This is a genomic window from Rhizobium sp. TH135 (assembly GCF_002855515.1).
Lineage (GTDB): Bacteria > Pseudomonadota > Alphaproteobacteria > Rhizobiales > Rhizobiaceae > Allorhizobium.
This window is the reverse complement of record NZ_PKRP01000002.1, coordinates 286,297-299,410: the sequence shown is the minus strand read 5'-3', so window position 1 is coordinate 299,410 and position 13,114 is coordinate 286,297. Positions and strand designations below refer to the sequence as shown.

The following is a 13,114-nucleotide window of genomic DNA, read 5'->3' as shown; positions in this document are numbered from 1 at the left end:
ATGGCAGATCGGCAGGCCGATGAACTGGTGCGCGTCGCGACCGTGTTCAACGCCGCCGAGTTTGGCGTGACACGCTCGTTCCTTGCCGCGCATGGCATCCTCATCGCGGCCGAGCCGATCCATCTGATCAACAACTACTCACACCTTGCGACCGCGCTAGGTGGCATTCCGATCCTGGTCCCCGCGTCGCAGGCAGGCGAGGCCGCGGAATTGTTGATCGAAGTCGAGGAAGCCGGGCACGGCGGCAGGATTAGCCCTTTCCGCAGACTGGCTTACATACTTCTGTTTGGTGTTCTCTGTGGCCTCGGCATCGCGCCGCCGTCATCCGGGCGTGTGATTCATTGTCGCAGAACGGCGCTCGCACAGGGCTTCGAGGCCGTGTAAAGACAAAATCGCTGCCGTGAGGGTGGCTTTTTTAAATCGATTAGATTAGAACCGGTCCAACCAGATTGCCGAACGAGAGATGCCGCATGAGCAGCCAGATCATCCCCGTTGAACCCTTTGACTATGTCGTCTTCGGCGGCACCGGCGACTTGGCCGAGCGGAAGCTTCTGCCGGCCCTGTTCCATCGCCAGCTCGCGGGCCAGTTGACGGAACCGACCCGTATCATCGGTGCTTCGCGCACGGCGATGACACATGAAGAATACCGGAAGTTCACGCTCGATGCCCTGCACGAGCACCTGAAGGCCGAAGAGCTCGACGAGGCCGAAGTCGCGAAGTTCCTCGAGCGCATCTATTACATCCCTGTCGACGCCAAGTCGGATCAGGGCTGGGAAGACCTCAAGAAGCTGCTCGACCAGGGCAAGGACATCGTGCGGGCTTTCTACCTTGCCGTTTCGCCGTCGATCTTCGGCGATATCGCCGACAAGATCCGCGACCACAAGCTGATCACCAAGTCGACCCGCATCGTCGTCGAAAAGCCGATCGGCCGGGATCTCGCCTCGGCGCAGATCCTTAACGACACGATCGGCAAGGTCTTCAAGGAAGAGCAGATCTTCCGCATCGACCACTATCTCGGCAAGGAGACGGTGCAGAACCTGATGGCGCTGCGCTTTGCCAACGCGCTCTACGAGCCGCTGTGGAATTCCGCCCATATCGACCACGTACAGATTACGGTCGCCGAATCCGTCGGCCTCGAAGGCCGCGTGACCTATTACGACAAGGCCGGTGCGCTGCGTGACATGGTGCAGAACCATATCCTGCAGCTGCTCTGCCTCGTCGCCATGGAAGCGCCCTTCTCGATGGATGCCGAGGGCGTTCGCGACGAGAAGCTCAAGGTGCTGCGCTCGCTGAAGCCGATCACCGAGGCCAATGTCGAGAAGCTCACGGTGCGCGGACAGTATCGCGCTGGCGCTTCCGCCGGCGGTGCCGTCAACGGCTATCAGGAAGAGCTGGGCTCGGCCTCCGACACGGAAACCTTCGTGGCGATCAAGGCCGAGATCAACAACTGGCGCTGGGCCGGCGTTCCCTTCTACCTGCGCACGGGCAAGCGTCTGGCGACCCGCATGTCGGAAATCGTCATCGCCTTCAAGCCGATCCCGCATTCGATCTTCGGCGATGCTGCCGGCCGTATCGAGGCCAACAAGCTCGTCATCCGCCTGCAGCCCGACGAAGGCGTCAAGCAATGGCTGATGATCAAGGATCCGGGTCCGGGCGGCATGCGCCTGCGCCACGTGTCGCTCGACATGAGCTTCGCCCAGGCTTTCGACGTCCGCAATCCGGACGCCTATGAACGCCTGCTGATGGACGTCATCCGCTCGAACCAGACGCTGTTCATGCGCCGCGACGAAGTCGAGGCGGCGTGGAACTGGTGCGATCCTATCCTGAAGGCCTGGGAAGAGATTGGCCAGCGGGCGCAGGGCTACACGTCCGGCACCTGGGGTCCGAGCCAGGCTATTGCGCTCATCGAGCGTGACGGCCGCACCTGGCATGAAAACGACTGAGGCCGGGATCTATGGCGCATCAGATGAAGACATTCGAAAGCGGAGCGGCTCTTGCAGCTGGCCTCGCTGATGCGGTCGCTTCGGCCTTGTCCGCAGCGATTGCACGAAGCGGCGAAGCGACGCTTGCCGTCTCCGGCGGCTCGACGCCCAAGGCTTTCTTCGAGGCTCTGTCGACGCGGGCCCTCGACTGGGCCAAGGTGAAGGTGACGCTGGTCGACGAACGTTTCGTGCCCGAAGACAATCCGCGTTCGAACCATCTGCTGGTGAAGACGCATCTTCTGAAGAATGCGGCTGAAGCGGCAGAGTTCGTGCCGCTCTACCGTCCGGAAGCGACGATCGAGGTGGCTGCAAAGACGGCCTCCGGCATCGTGCCCGGCATGACGAAACCCTTCGACGTTGCGATCCTCGGCATGGGCACGGACGGTCATACCGCCTCGTTCTTTCCCGGCGGCGACCACCTGGACGCCGCGCTCGATCTGAAGCAGCCGCGCCGCGTCATGACCATGGAAGCGCCAGGTGCGGGCGAAGCCCGCCTGACGCTGTCATTCTCCGCTCTTCATGATGCCGGCCTGCTGGTCGTGCATATCGAAGGTGCAGAAAAGAAAGCTGTGCTGGACAAGGCGCTTGCCGGCACGGACGAGGCAGAGATGCCGATCCGGGCCGTTCTTGAACGGGCCCAGACAGCCACCGACATCTACTGGGCGCCCTGAGGGAGAGCCCTCGCCTGCCGGAGCTTTCGGCAGGTGATGCGCATAAGACGAGTTTCACGGCCGAGGAGGCCTTTGCGCGATATGTGCCTTGAGCGCCCGCGCCAGATGAGGAGCCATATCTCATGAGTGCAGACAGCCGCATCGAAGCCATCACCAAGCGGATCGTCGAGCGATCGAAGCCGACACGCGAAGTCTATCTCGACCGCACACGTCGTGCCATTTCCAAGGGCGTGCACCGATCGACGCTGTCATGCGGCAACCTTGCCCATGGCTTTGCCGTCTGTTCCCCCAAGGACAAGGCAGCGCTTGCCGGCGATGTCGTGCCGAACCTCGGCATCATCACGGCCTATAACGATATGCTCTCGGCGCATCAGCCCTTCGAGACCTATCCTGCGATGATCCGCCAGGCGGCATCCGAAGTGGGTGGAGTGGCCCAGGTGGCGGGCGGCGTTCCGGCGATGTGCGACGGCGTGACCCAGGGCCAGCCGGGCATGGAGCTCTCGCTCTTTTCGCGCGATGCAATTGCCATGTCGGCAGCCATCGGCCTGTCGCACAACATGTTCGACAGCTCCGTCTATCTCGGCGTCTGCGACAAGATCGTGCCGGGGCTGATGATCGCGGCCCTCACCTTCGGGCACCTGCCGGCCGTCTTCATTCCGGCTGGACCGATGACCTCCGGCCTGCCGAATGACGAGAAATCGCGCATCCGCCAGCTCTATGCCGAGGGCAAGGTCGGCCGCGCCGAACTGCTCGAAGCCGAATCCAAGTCCTATCATGGCCCGGGCACCTGCACCTTCTACGGCACAGCCAATTCCAACCAGATGCTGATGGAGATCATGGGCTTCCATCTGCCCGGCGCCTCCTTCATCAATCCGGGCACGCCGCTGCGTGACGCGCTGACCAAGGAAGCAACCAAGCGGGCGCTCGCCATCACCGCGCTCGGCAACGAGTTCACACCGGCCGGCGAGATGATCGACGAACGCTCGATCGTCAACGGCGTGGTCGGTCTGCATGCGACGGGCGGCTCGACCAACCACACGATCCACCTGATCGCCATGGCCCGTGCCGGCGGCATCCAGCTCACCTGGCAGGATATTTCGGAACTCTCCGACATCGTGCCGCTGCTTGCCCGCGTCTATCCGAACGGGCTTGCCGACGTGAACCACTTCCACGCCGCTGGCGGCATGGGCTTCCTGATCAAGCAGCTGCTCAAAGCCGGTTACGTGCATGACGATGTGCGCACCGTCTACGGCCAGGGTCTCGCCGCCTACACCATCGACCCCAAGCTTGCCGAGGACGGCACGGTGCATCGCGCGCCGTCCGCTGAGGAGAGTGCCGATCCGAAGGTCCTCACCACGATCGACAAGCCATTCCAGGCGAATGGCGGCTTGAAGATGCTGACCGGCAATCTCGGCAAGGCGGTCATCAAGATTTCTGCCGTCAAGCCGGAGCGTCATGTCATCGAAGCCCCTGCGATCGTCTTCAACGACCAGCAGGCGCTTCAGGATGCCTTCAAGGCCGGCAAGCTGGAGAAGGACTTCGTTGCCGTCGTGCGCTTCCAGGGTCCGAAGGCCAACGGCATGCCGGAGCTGCATCGCCTGACGCCGCCGCTCGGCGTGCTGCAGGACCGCGGTTTCAAGGTGGCTCTCGTCACAGACGGGCGCATGTCCGGCGCATCGGGCAAGATCCCGGCAGCGATCCACCTGACGCCCGAGGCTGTCGACGGCGGCGCGATTGCCAAGATCAAGGACGGTGACATGGTGCGGCTGGATGCTGTTGCAGGCACGCTTGAAGTTCTGGTCGACGCCGCCGAGTTCAACGCACGGCCACTCGCCACGATCAATCTCGACGACAACGAGTTCGGCATGGGACGCGAATTGTTCGCCAGCTTCCGGCGTATCGCAGGTCCAGCCGACCAGGGTGCCAGCGTCCTGTTCTAAGCGTCTCAGTTCATAAGAATAACTTCAATGGCCGCGAGCGATCGCGGCCTTTTCTGTATGCGCTTTATTGCACCAATTTCGTGTAGAGGCGTGCCGGTACGCGCCACATTAACACATTCGACACTTCTAATTTTGTATATCTTGTTGCAGAAACACACGCGATATCAACAAGTTGTACAAATTGACGATCCTGCACCAGCATCCTCGCCCTTTGTCTACCTTTTGAATGCGCGGTCCGGTTTCTGAAGCAGGAAATTGGCCAAAGGACCAAGGCAATATGTTTGGAATGTCCAGCAACACCCGCTCGCAACTCGAATCGCTTGAAGTCATCACCGCGAACATCATGATCGCCGACGAAAAGCTCAACATCCGCTACATGAACACCGCCACCAAGGCGCTTCTGAAGGAAGCGGAAAGCGACCTGAAGAAGGAACTGCCGCGCTTCGACTTCGACAAGCTTATCGGCAGCAATATCGACATCTTCCACAAGGACCCAAGCCATCAGCGCAATATGCTGTCGAGCCTGAAGAACCAGCACAAGGCAACCATCTGGGTCGGGCACCGAGCCTTCGACCTGATCGTCACGCCGCTGAAGAATGGGGCCAAGACCACCGGATTCGTCGTCGAATGGGCGAATGCCAAGGAGCGCCTCCAGAACCTCGATTACCAAAACCAGATGGAAGCCATTAGCCGCGTTCAGGCGATCATCGAGTTCACGCCAGAAGGCGAGGTCGTTTCGGCCAATCAGAACTTCCTCGACGCCCTCGGCTACCGGATGGACGAGATCAAGGGCAAGCAGCATAGCCTGTTCGTCGATCCCGAATATGTGAGGTCGCCGGACTATGCTGAGTTCTGGAAGAACCTGCGGGCTGGCAAGTTTCAGGCGGCCGAGTTCACCCGCTATGGCAAGGGTGGGAAGAAGGTCGTCATCAACGCCTCCTACAATCCCATCCTCGACGATCGTGGTCGCGTGACCAAGGTGGTGAAGTTCGCAACCGATGTGACCGAACGCGTACACGCGGTCGATACCATCGGCGATGCGCTGGGACGCATGGCCCATGGTGACGTCAGCTTCACTCTCGACAAACCTTTTGCCACGGATTTCGAAGCCCTACGGACCAATCTGAACGAAGCCGTGACGCAGCTGGCAACCACCCTCGGTGCCGTTGCAAAGTCGACCGACCAGATCGACAGTGGCAGCCGTGAGATCAGCTCCAGCGCCGAGGACCTGTCGAAGCGGACCGAACAGCAGGCGGCATCGCTGGAAGAGACGGCAGCCGCGCTCGACCAGATCACTGTCAACGTCAACAACGCGTCGAAGCGTGCCGAGGAAGCCCGTCACGCCACCCAGGCAGCCGACACCAGCGCCACCCGCTCCGGCCAGATCGTGGCCGAAGCCGTGGGCGCGATGGCCCGCATCGAGCAGTCGTCGAACCAGATCTCGAACATCATCGGTGTGATCGACGAAATCGCCTTCCAGACCAACCTGCTGGCGTTGAACGCCGGTGTCGAAGCAGCACGTGCCGGTGAAGCCGGCAAGGGTTTTGCGGTTGTCGCCCAGGAAGTGCGTGAGCTCGCCCAGCGCTCGGCGCAGGCGGCAAAGGAGATCAAGGAACTCATCCGCAACTCGTCGGAAGAGGTCAAGAACGGCGTGAAGCTGGTCAGCGAGACCGGCGAGGCGCTGAAGACGATCCAGGACAACATCGTCGCGGTCAATGATCACATGCAGGCAATCGCAAGCTCGGCCCGCGAACAGGCAACCGGCCTTTCCGAGGTCAACTCGGCCGTCAACCAGATGGACCAGGTGACCCAGCAGAACGCCGCGATGGTCGAGGAATCCAACGCTGCGAGCGCGACACTGGCGACAGAGACCCAGCGACTGCGTCAGTTCATCTCGCGGTTCACGCTCGGCAAACATTATGCCGGACAGCATGCGCCAGCAGCGGCGTCCCACGGTGCGGCAAGAGCCCATGCTCCGGCGGCTCCGTCAGCCGTGACTGCTGCACCTCGTCGTGCAGCCGGGCGACCGGCACCGACACACGGCAATGCCGCGCTGAAGCAGGACGAGTGGCAGGAATTCTGAGCCCAAAACCGGTCGCGCTCGCTTCGGCGGGCGCGACGTCCATTCAAGGCCTTGGCGTTTTGGCAAATCCCTTGCCGAGAATTGGGCCGGTCGGTTTGCCCGTCGGCGATCCGCCCAGAGGCTCCACGGTGATCTCGTAGAGTTGCTCCTCCAGCGGGCCTGGCAGGTCGGGGCCATCGACCGTTGCGGTGCGCCAGCCATCGAGGACACCGAGCGATACGGGTCCGGTATCCTTCGAGGGCAAGGTCCAGAGTTGAAGAGATTGATCTGCCGCTACCGATACATCGGAGAGCGGCGTCACCTTCGCGGTGTCGTTGCCGAAATCCTCGATCATCACGACAGGTTCGCCTGCGGCATCCATCAGGATCGCGATGACCTGCGGCTCGGAGCGTGTGACCAGCGTATAGGACAAGGCGCCAACGAGCAGCAGAGAGGCAGCCGCCGCCGACATGCCGACACCGCGCCACCAGGCAAGGCGGTTGTCGTTGACGGCGGATGGTGGGGCCGACTTCAGAGCCGGGCGCTGCTGCGGTCCGAGCTGCGCCTCGATCCGGGTCCACAGATCGGCTGATACTGTTGCTGTCGGTCCGACGAGGTCGAGTTCGAGAAAACGATCGCGCGCCTCACCGACGGCGCGGGCGAGGTTTTCATCCGTTTCCATTTCCGCATCGATCGCACGTCGCTCGGCTTCATCCACGAGGCCGAGGACATAGGCGTCTGCGCGTTCGGCAAGCGTGTACCAGGTGCTCATGCCATGCACTCCCTCAAGGCCGAGAGTGAACGCCGGATCCAGGCCTTCGCGGTTCCGAGCGGCAGCTTCAGCCGACCGGCGATCTCGCCGTGACTGTAGCCGGAGACATAGGCCATGATCACCGTCTTGCGGCGCAGGCCGTCCAATCGTCCGAGGCAAGTGCGCAGGCGGCTTGCGGTATCCAGCTGATCGAAAAGATCGTGATAGAGCGCATCGGCACCCTCATCTTGCAGGCGCTCGAGACTGTCGGTTTCGGCCAGATCCTCCCGGCCACCGTCTCGAAGAGCATTGAGCGAGCGCGAGCGGACGATCGAGAATATCCAGCCGCGCGCAGAGCCCCGAGAGGGATCATACTGCCAGGCCTTGTTCCAGATCTGCAGGAAGGCTTCCTGGACGATTTCCTCTGCCAGATCGTGGCGGCGCAGGATGCGCTCGGCGACCGTCACCATGCGCGCCGCCTCGCTTTCGTAGATGACGGCCAATCCCTTGCGATCACCGGCGGCACAGGCTTTCAGCGCTGCGCCGAGCTCGTCTTGCTCATTCCCCATCCAGCTTCCTTCCAAGGTCCTGTGCGGAAAGTAGCTCGCACGCCTGATTTGGCAACCTGCCCCGCGCGCACCAATGGAGGAGCCGCTCGCTGTCATCGTCACATCCATCGCTTTTCTCCTTCATTCACAAGACACCGGAGGCGCCTTTCTGGATGCAGCAGAAAAAAATCTTCCGGGCGCTGCATCCAAAACGCAGCTGCCGTGTGTCTAGGGATCAGGAGGCACCAGACCGGTGCCACCGCCATTCAAATGGGAGAGTTTTCATGACCAGCATCCGTATCCTCAGCCTTGCCGCCGCCACCGCCCTTACGGCCTTCGGAGCGCAGGCCGCCCAGGTCGTCGGTCTCGCCGGTGACAAGACCCTTGTCATGTTCGACACAGCCAAGCCTGAAGTCTCCAAGTCGATGGATGTCACCGGCGTTGACCGTCTCGTCGGCATTGACTACCGCCCGGCCAACCAGACCATCGTCGGCGTGACTGCAGACAATGTGATCGTCACCATCGATCCGGCAACAGGCGCTGCGACCGAACTTGCCAAGATGGACAAGCCGCTGACCATCGGTGACGCGCCTGTCGTCGTGAACTTCAATCCGGCCGCTGACCGCCTGCGCTACATGACCGGCACGACCAACCACCGCGTCCATCCCGACACGGGTGCAGTGACCGTCGACGGCAGCCTTGCCTTCGAAGAGGGCGACATGCACAAGGGCGAGACCCCGAACACTGTCGCGGCTGCCTATACCAACTCGGTCGGCAAGCCGGAAAAGACGGCGATGTACAACATCGACGCGACGATCGGTGCGCTCATCCAGCAGACCAAGCCGAATGACGGCACGCTGAAGGCAATCGGCAAGCTCGGCATCGAAGGCAGCCCGACCTCCTACGCCTTCGACATCGAAGCAGGCGCCGAGGGCAAGAACACCGCATGGCTGGTCGCGGACAGCGCCCTCTACACGGTGAACCTGGAGACGGGTGCAGCCACGAAGGCCGGCGACATCACCGGCGCCCCGGCGGCGATCAAGTCGATCACCGTGATCCCGGCGATGTAAGTCGAACAGGCCCCGCGATGCGGGGCCTGAAGAAACCGAGCTGAAAACAAGAAGGCCTCCGTGACACTGTCGCGGAGGCCTTTTCGTCAGAGCATCGCCATGTATTTTGGCAGATCCCGCATGCTCGGGACAACGATCAAGGTGTGTACGTTCCCGCGCTTGTAAGCGTTCAGGAAGCGATTGTAGTCTTCGAAGACAACGCAGCCCGAACTGTCGCCGCGGCGGCGGAGCAGATAGGTGTGGGTCAGGAAGCCATCGCGATTGTACATCTTGGCGTCACCGACCGGGTTCATGCGGATCGCCTCGATGCCGTGGAAGCGGGCTTCGCGCATGCGCAGCTTGTAAACGTTGGGCGGGGTCGGACCGTAGTTCTTCACATGCACGAACTTCGGATTGTCGCGCATATGGCCACGCCCGGAATGCGCCTTGAGCTTCTCGCCGTTCGGCATATGGACGACGGAATCTTCGATAACATAGACGGCGATCCGGCTTCCGGGACCCGGCAGGTTGTTCTTGCGCTGGAAGATGCCGCCTGCCCCGTCATCCGTGGTCACCGGATTGTCGGGCTTGGCATAGGCCAGCATGTCCATCAGTGTTTTTTTCTTCGGCTTTTCCGGCGCCGTGGCAGCAGCTGGGGCCTCTGGGGCCGGCACGCGCTCGACACGGGGCTTGGACTGCGGCTTGGCGCCGGGAAGCGGGCCATCATCCGGAAGAGCACCGTGATCTTCGGCCGCGGGCTCGGACAAGAGCTCCTGGAAGGGCTCTTCACGCGGATCCGCGGCTGCCATCATCTCAGGCGCGGAAGGCACGGCGGCATAGCCGAGCGCAACGGGGGTGGCCGCTGTCGTATCGCTCGGGATTGACGCAGTGACGACCGGATCGATGTCATCGACGCCGCTGCGGCGCTCACCGGCTGCTGTTGCGAGGGCCGCCTGCTGGCGGCCTGCCTCTGCCTGCAGAAGGGCGTCGCGCAGAACGGCGAGTGCCTGGGAGCCAGTCACACTTTCGACGCGTGCGAGGAGCAGCCGGTCAGACTTATCGACTTCTGCAAGCCGCATGGCGGCCGGGAGCATGAGAAGACCGAGATGGTCGGTCGCGGCCATCGCCTCGGCGAAGCGATTGTGCATCTCTTCGAGAGCCGCAAGGTTCGCGGCTTTTGCCGGCGTCGCCTGCGAAGGGACCGGCTTGACGAGAGCAAGATCCGGCTTCGGCAGGCTGTGACCTGCAATTGCCGGTGCCTGGATGGTGGAGGATGATAGCCCCTTGAAGACAGCGAGGCTCGCGGTGCCCCAGAAGAGGCAGGCGAGTGAGATGCCCAAGACCGTCGGCAGGCTGGAGCCGCGCGTCTTCCTGCGCGACTTCGTCTTTTGAACGGCGGCACGATCGCCACCGGTGACCTTCAGGGTCGAGGACGCCATGATACTTGAACTCGCTTACCAAAACTCTGGAGAGCCGACCGCCTAACAGCGGAAACCGACTTTACTGGGACAGGCAACCGCAAGGTCGTCCTGTCGACTGTCCTAAAGAATGAAGAAGTTTGGTAACCAAGAGGTTTACGCCCGGAGGTTTCTTGTCACATTCCGGGCGCGGCGTTCGAAACAGTCTCAAACGTGACGGGTTAGTCCGCCGTCGACCTTGAGGTTCTGGCCGGTGATGTAGGCGGCGCCATCAGATGCCAGGAAGGCGATGGTGGCGGCGATCTCCTCGCTCGTCCCGTAGCGCTTCATTGGAACACCATCGCGACGCTCCTCGGTCGCGGGCAGGCTGTCGATCCAGCCCGGGAGCACGTTGTTCATCCGGATGTTTTCAGCCGCATAGGTATCGGCAAAGATTTTGGTGAAGGAGGCGAGGCCTGCGCGGAAGACGGCGGAGGTCGGGAACATCGAGGAGGGCTCGAAGGCCCAGGCGGTGGAGATGTTGATGATTGTGCCGGACTTCTGCGCCTGCATGATCGGGGTGACGAGACGGGTCGGGCGGATGACGTTGAGCAGGTAAACATCCATGCCCCTCGCCCACTGCTCGTCGGTGATCTCCAGGATCTGCGCGCGCGGTCCGTGGCCGGCACTGTTGACCAGAACGTCGACGCGGCCATAGCGCTCCATCGTGCCGTCAACGAGGCGTGCGAGATCCTCCGGAGACTGGTTCGAACCGGTGATGCCGAAGCCCCCGAGCTCGGCGGCAAGCGCCTCACCCTTGCCGGAGGACGACAGGATGGCGACCTTGAAGCCATCTGCGGCGAGACGCCTTGCAGCGGCCGCCCCCATACCGCTTCCCCCTGCTGTGACGATGGCCACCTTTTCACTGGACATGCATGCTCTCCCTTTTCTGTTTCCGGAAGATCGGAGGTCCGTTCGGTGATGTCCAGTCAGAAAAGCTGAAGGCCGATGCAGCCTTCGCTGCACCGGCCCAGCCGAAAACTTTCGCGCTCGCTTGTTACCAGCTGCGGACGTCGAGCACGCGGTCCTTGTGCGCAGGGTGGGTCGAGAAGACGAAGATGCGGTCGAGCTCCTTCTGCGTCAGCAGGCGCAGGAAGCGGATCTCGGCGGTGTTGTTGGCAAAACTCTTCATCAGGATGGCGCCGACCTTGTTGATGCGGGCGTCCGGGATGTCGAGATAGAACTGCTTGGGCAGGTTGACCTGCGTGATCAGGCTGATCACGGCACCGCTTAGCGAGATGCGCAGCACGTCGCAACGGCGCGCCGCCATGTGGGTCATGCCGTTCTCTGTGTATTCGAGGCGCCCGGCATTCATCGTATCCTCCATGCGATACCGGTTTTCCCGGTCATACATGAAGGATTCCTCCTTTTTCAGGAAATGAGATCCGCCACCTGCCGTTCTCATCGTTTCATGCCCTCGTCTTTTGTCCGTTGTTATGGGCAAAAAGCTACCAGCCACTGTTTAACAGTCGGTGTTGGCGGAGAGGTCATTCCTGACAGCAAAAAAGCCCTGTTATCGGTAAGGATAACAGGGCCTTAAGGAAGGCGATGACGAAACGTTCAGCGGCGATAGGTCTGCCCGTCGGCGTCGAAGAGATGAAGCTTGGTCTTGTCTGCGGAGAACCGCAGTGTCTGGCCCTTCTTGACGTCCACGATGCCGGGCAGCTTGACCACGACCGGCTCTTCTTCGACCGGACCGTTCACATAAAGCAGCGTGACTTCGCCGAGCGCCTCGACGATGTCGACGACGCCCTCGAAAAGGAATTCGTCGCCGGTGGCGATCGCCAGGTCTTCCGGTCGCACGCCGAAGCTTGCGGCCTTACCCTGGTCAGACGCAGACGTTGCCACATCGACCGTAACTTCCGAGCCGTCCTTCAGCTTGATCCGTGTTGCATCCCCCGTGCCGATGACGGTCACCGGCATGATGTTCATGGCGGGCGAGCCGATGAAGCGGGCGACGAACAGGTTTGCCGGACGCTCGTAGAGTTCGAGCGGCGGTCCCACCTGCTCGATCCGGCCGGCTGAGAGCACGACGATCCGGTCCGCCAGCGTCATCGCCTCGACCTGATCGTGCGTGACGTAGATCATCGTCGTATCGGCCATCTGCTCGTTCAGCTTGGCGATCTCGATGCGGGTCGCGACGCGAAGAGCTGCATCCAGGTTGGACAACGGCTCATCGAAGAGGAAGACCTTTGGGTTGCGGCAGATCGCACGGCCGATGGCGACGCGTTGACGCTGGCCACCGGACAGCGCCTTGGGCAGGCGATCCAGATAAGGGCCGAGCTGCAGGATGTTAGCAGCCGAGCGGACGCGACGGTCAATCTCTTCCTTGCTTTCGCCCGCAATGCGCATGCCGAAGGCCATGTTGTCGTAGACCGTCATATGCGGATAGAGCGCATAGGACTGGAACACCATGGCGATGCCACGCTTGGACGGGGGCACGTCGTTGACGAGCTGGCCGTCGATGTAGAGTTCACCGCCGGTGATGTCCTCAAGGCCCGCGATCATGCGCAGCAGTGTGGACTTGCCGCAGCCCGACGGGCCGACGAAGACCACGAACTCGCCTTCCTTGATCTCCAGATCGATACCGTGCAGGACCTTGACCTGCCCGTATGCCTTGCGGATATCCTTGAGTACCAGACCCGTCATGCTAT

Annotated in this window: 12 protein-coding genes; 6 read left to right on the top strand and 6 right to left on the bottom strand. The window is 61.8% G+C overall.

Annotated features, from left to right (window positions below):
- The 5 genes from C0V73_RS06505 (at position 1) to C0V73_RS06485 (ending at position 6,676) form a co-directional block, all read left to right on the top strand.
- Positions 1-384, top strand: a complete 384-nt coding sequence (locus C0V73_RS06505) for a hypothetical protein (protein ID WP_102019191.1) — start codon at positions 1-3, stop codon at positions 382-384.
- Between the two features lie 86 nt (positions 385-470).
- Entirely contained in the window at positions 471-1,943 is a 1,473-nt protein-coding gene (zwf, locus tag C0V73_RS06500) for a glucose-6-phosphate dehydrogenase (RefSeq protein WP_102019190.1), read from the top strand.
- Between the two features lie 11 nt (positions 1,944-1,954).
- Positions 1,955-2,653, top strand: coding sequence for a 6-phosphogluconolactonase (pgl, locus tag C0V73_RS06495; RefSeq protein ID WP_102019189.1), 699 nt, complete (start codon positions 1,955-1,957; stop codon positions 2,651-2,653).
- 122 nt (positions 2,654-2,775) lie between these two features.
- A complete protein-coding gene (gene edd / locus C0V73_RS06490; RefSeq protein WP_102019188.1) occupies positions 2,776-4,593 on the top strand; it encodes a phosphogluconate dehydratase in 1,818 nt (605 codons plus the stop codon).
- Positions 4,594-4,870: 277 nt separating this feature from the next.
- Positions 4,871-6,676 carry a methyl-accepting chemotaxis protein gene (locus C0V73_RS06485; protein ID WP_102019187.1) on the top strand — a complete coding sequence of 602 codons (1,806 nt, stop codon included), beginning with the start codon at positions 4,871-4,873 and terminating at the stop codon, positions 6,674-6,676.
- 43 nt (positions 6,677-6,719) lie between these two features.
- Here C0V73_RS06485 and C0V73_RS06480 read toward each other — a convergent pair whose 3' ends face one another.
- Positions 6,720-7,427, bottom strand: coding sequence for an anti-sigma factor (locus C0V73_RS06480; protein WP_102019186.1), 708 nt, complete (start codon positions 7,425-7,427; stop codon positions 6,720-6,722).
- Positions 7,424-7,975, bottom strand: coding sequence for a sigma-70 family RNA polymerase sigma factor (locus tag C0V73_RS06475; RefSeq protein ID WP_102019185.1), 552 nt, complete (start codon positions 7,973-7,975; stop codon positions 7,424-7,426). The genes C0V73_RS06480 and C0V73_RS06475 overlap by 4 nt, the downstream gene beginning before the upstream one ends.
- Positions 7,976-8,238: 263 nt before the next feature.
- Between C0V73_RS06475 and C0V73_RS06470 the strand changes: the two genes are divergently transcribed.
- Positions 8,239-9,024, top strand: a complete 786-nt coding sequence (locus C0V73_RS06470) for a DUF4394 domain-containing protein (protein ID WP_102019184.1) — start codon at positions 8,239-8,241, stop codon at positions 9,022-9,024.
- An 86-nt stretch (positions 9,025-9,110) separates the two neighbouring features.
- Here C0V73_RS06470 and C0V73_RS06465 read toward each other — a convergent pair whose 3' ends face one another.
- The 4 genes from C0V73_RS06465 to ugpC form a co-directional block, all read right to left on the bottom strand.
- A complete protein-coding gene (locus C0V73_RS06465; RefSeq protein WP_102019183.1) occupies positions 9,111-10,442 on the bottom strand; it encodes a DUF2778 domain-containing protein in 1,332 nt (443 codons plus the stop codon).
- Between the two features lie 186 nt (positions 10,443-10,628).
- Positions 10,629-11,333, bottom strand: coding sequence for an SDR family oxidoreductase (locus tag C0V73_RS06460; RefSeq protein ID WP_102019182.1), 705 nt, complete (start codon positions 11,331-11,333; stop codon positions 10,629-10,631).
- A 124-nt stretch (positions 11,334-11,457) separates the two neighbouring features.
- A complete protein-coding gene (locus C0V73_RS06455) occupies positions 11,458-11,865 on the bottom strand; it encodes a hypothetical protein (RefSeq protein WP_102019181.1) in 408 nt (135 codons plus the stop codon).
- A 155-nt stretch (positions 11,866-12,020) separates the two neighbouring features.
- Positions 12,021-13,109 carry a sn-glycerol-3-phosphate ABC transporter ATP-binding protein UgpC gene (gene ugpC, locus C0V73_RS06450; protein ID WP_102019180.1) on the bottom strand — a complete coding sequence of 363 codons (1,089 nt, stop codon included), beginning with the start codon at positions 13,107-13,109 and terminating at the stop codon, positions 12,021-12,023.
- Positions 13,110-13,114 lie beyond the last annotated feature (5 nt).

What these genes read in the sequence shown, in the direction of transcription:
- C0V73_RS06505 (WP_102019191.1), top strand. Translation starts at nt 1, where the DNA reads ATGGCAGATCGGCAGGCCGATGAACTGGTGCGCGTCGCGACCGTGTTC.
- zwf (WP_102019190.1), top strand. Translation starts at nt 471, where the DNA reads ATGAGCAGCCAGATCATCCCCGTTGAACCCTTTGACTATGTCGTCTTC.
- pgl (WP_102019189.1), top strand. Translation starts at nt 1,955, where the DNA reads ATGGCGCATCAGATGAAGACATTCGAAAGCGGAGCGGCTCTTGCAGCT.
- edd (WP_102019188.1), top strand. Translation starts at nt 2,776, where the DNA reads ATGAGTGCAGACAGCCGCATCGAAGCCATCACCAAGCGGATCGTCGAG.
- C0V73_RS06485 (WP_102019187.1), top strand. Translation starts at nt 4,871, where the DNA reads ATGTTTGGAATGTCCAGCAACACCCGCTCGCAACTCGAATCGCTTGAA.
- C0V73_RS06480 (WP_102019186.1), bottom strand. Translation starts at nt 7,427, where the DNA reads ATGAGCACCTGGTACACGCTTGCCGAACGCGCAGACGCCTATGTCCTC.
- C0V73_RS06475 (WP_102019185.1), bottom strand. Translation starts at nt 7,975, where the DNA reads ATGGGGAATGAGCAAGACGAGCTCGGCGCAGCGCTGAAAGCCTGTGCC.
- C0V73_RS06470 (WP_102019184.1), top strand. Translation starts at nt 8,239, where the DNA reads ATGACCAGCATCCGTATCCTCAGCCTTGCCGCCGCCACCGCCCTTACG.
- C0V73_RS06465 (WP_102019183.1), bottom strand. Translation starts at nt 10,442, where the DNA reads ATGGCGTCCTCGACCCTGAAGGTCACCGGTGGCGATCGTGCCGCCGTT.
- C0V73_RS06460 (WP_102019182.1), bottom strand. Translation starts at nt 11,333, where the DNA reads ATGTCCAGTGAAAAGGTGGCCATCGTCACAGCAGGGGGAAGCGGTATG.
- C0V73_RS06455 (WP_102019181.1), bottom strand. Translation starts at nt 11,865, where the DNA reads ATGAGAACGGCAGGTGGCGGATCTCATTTCCTGAAAAAGGAGGAATCC.
- ugpC (WP_102019180.1), bottom strand. Translation starts at nt 13,109, where the DNA reads ATGACGGGTCTGGTACTCAAGGATATCCGCAAGGCATACGGGCAGGTC.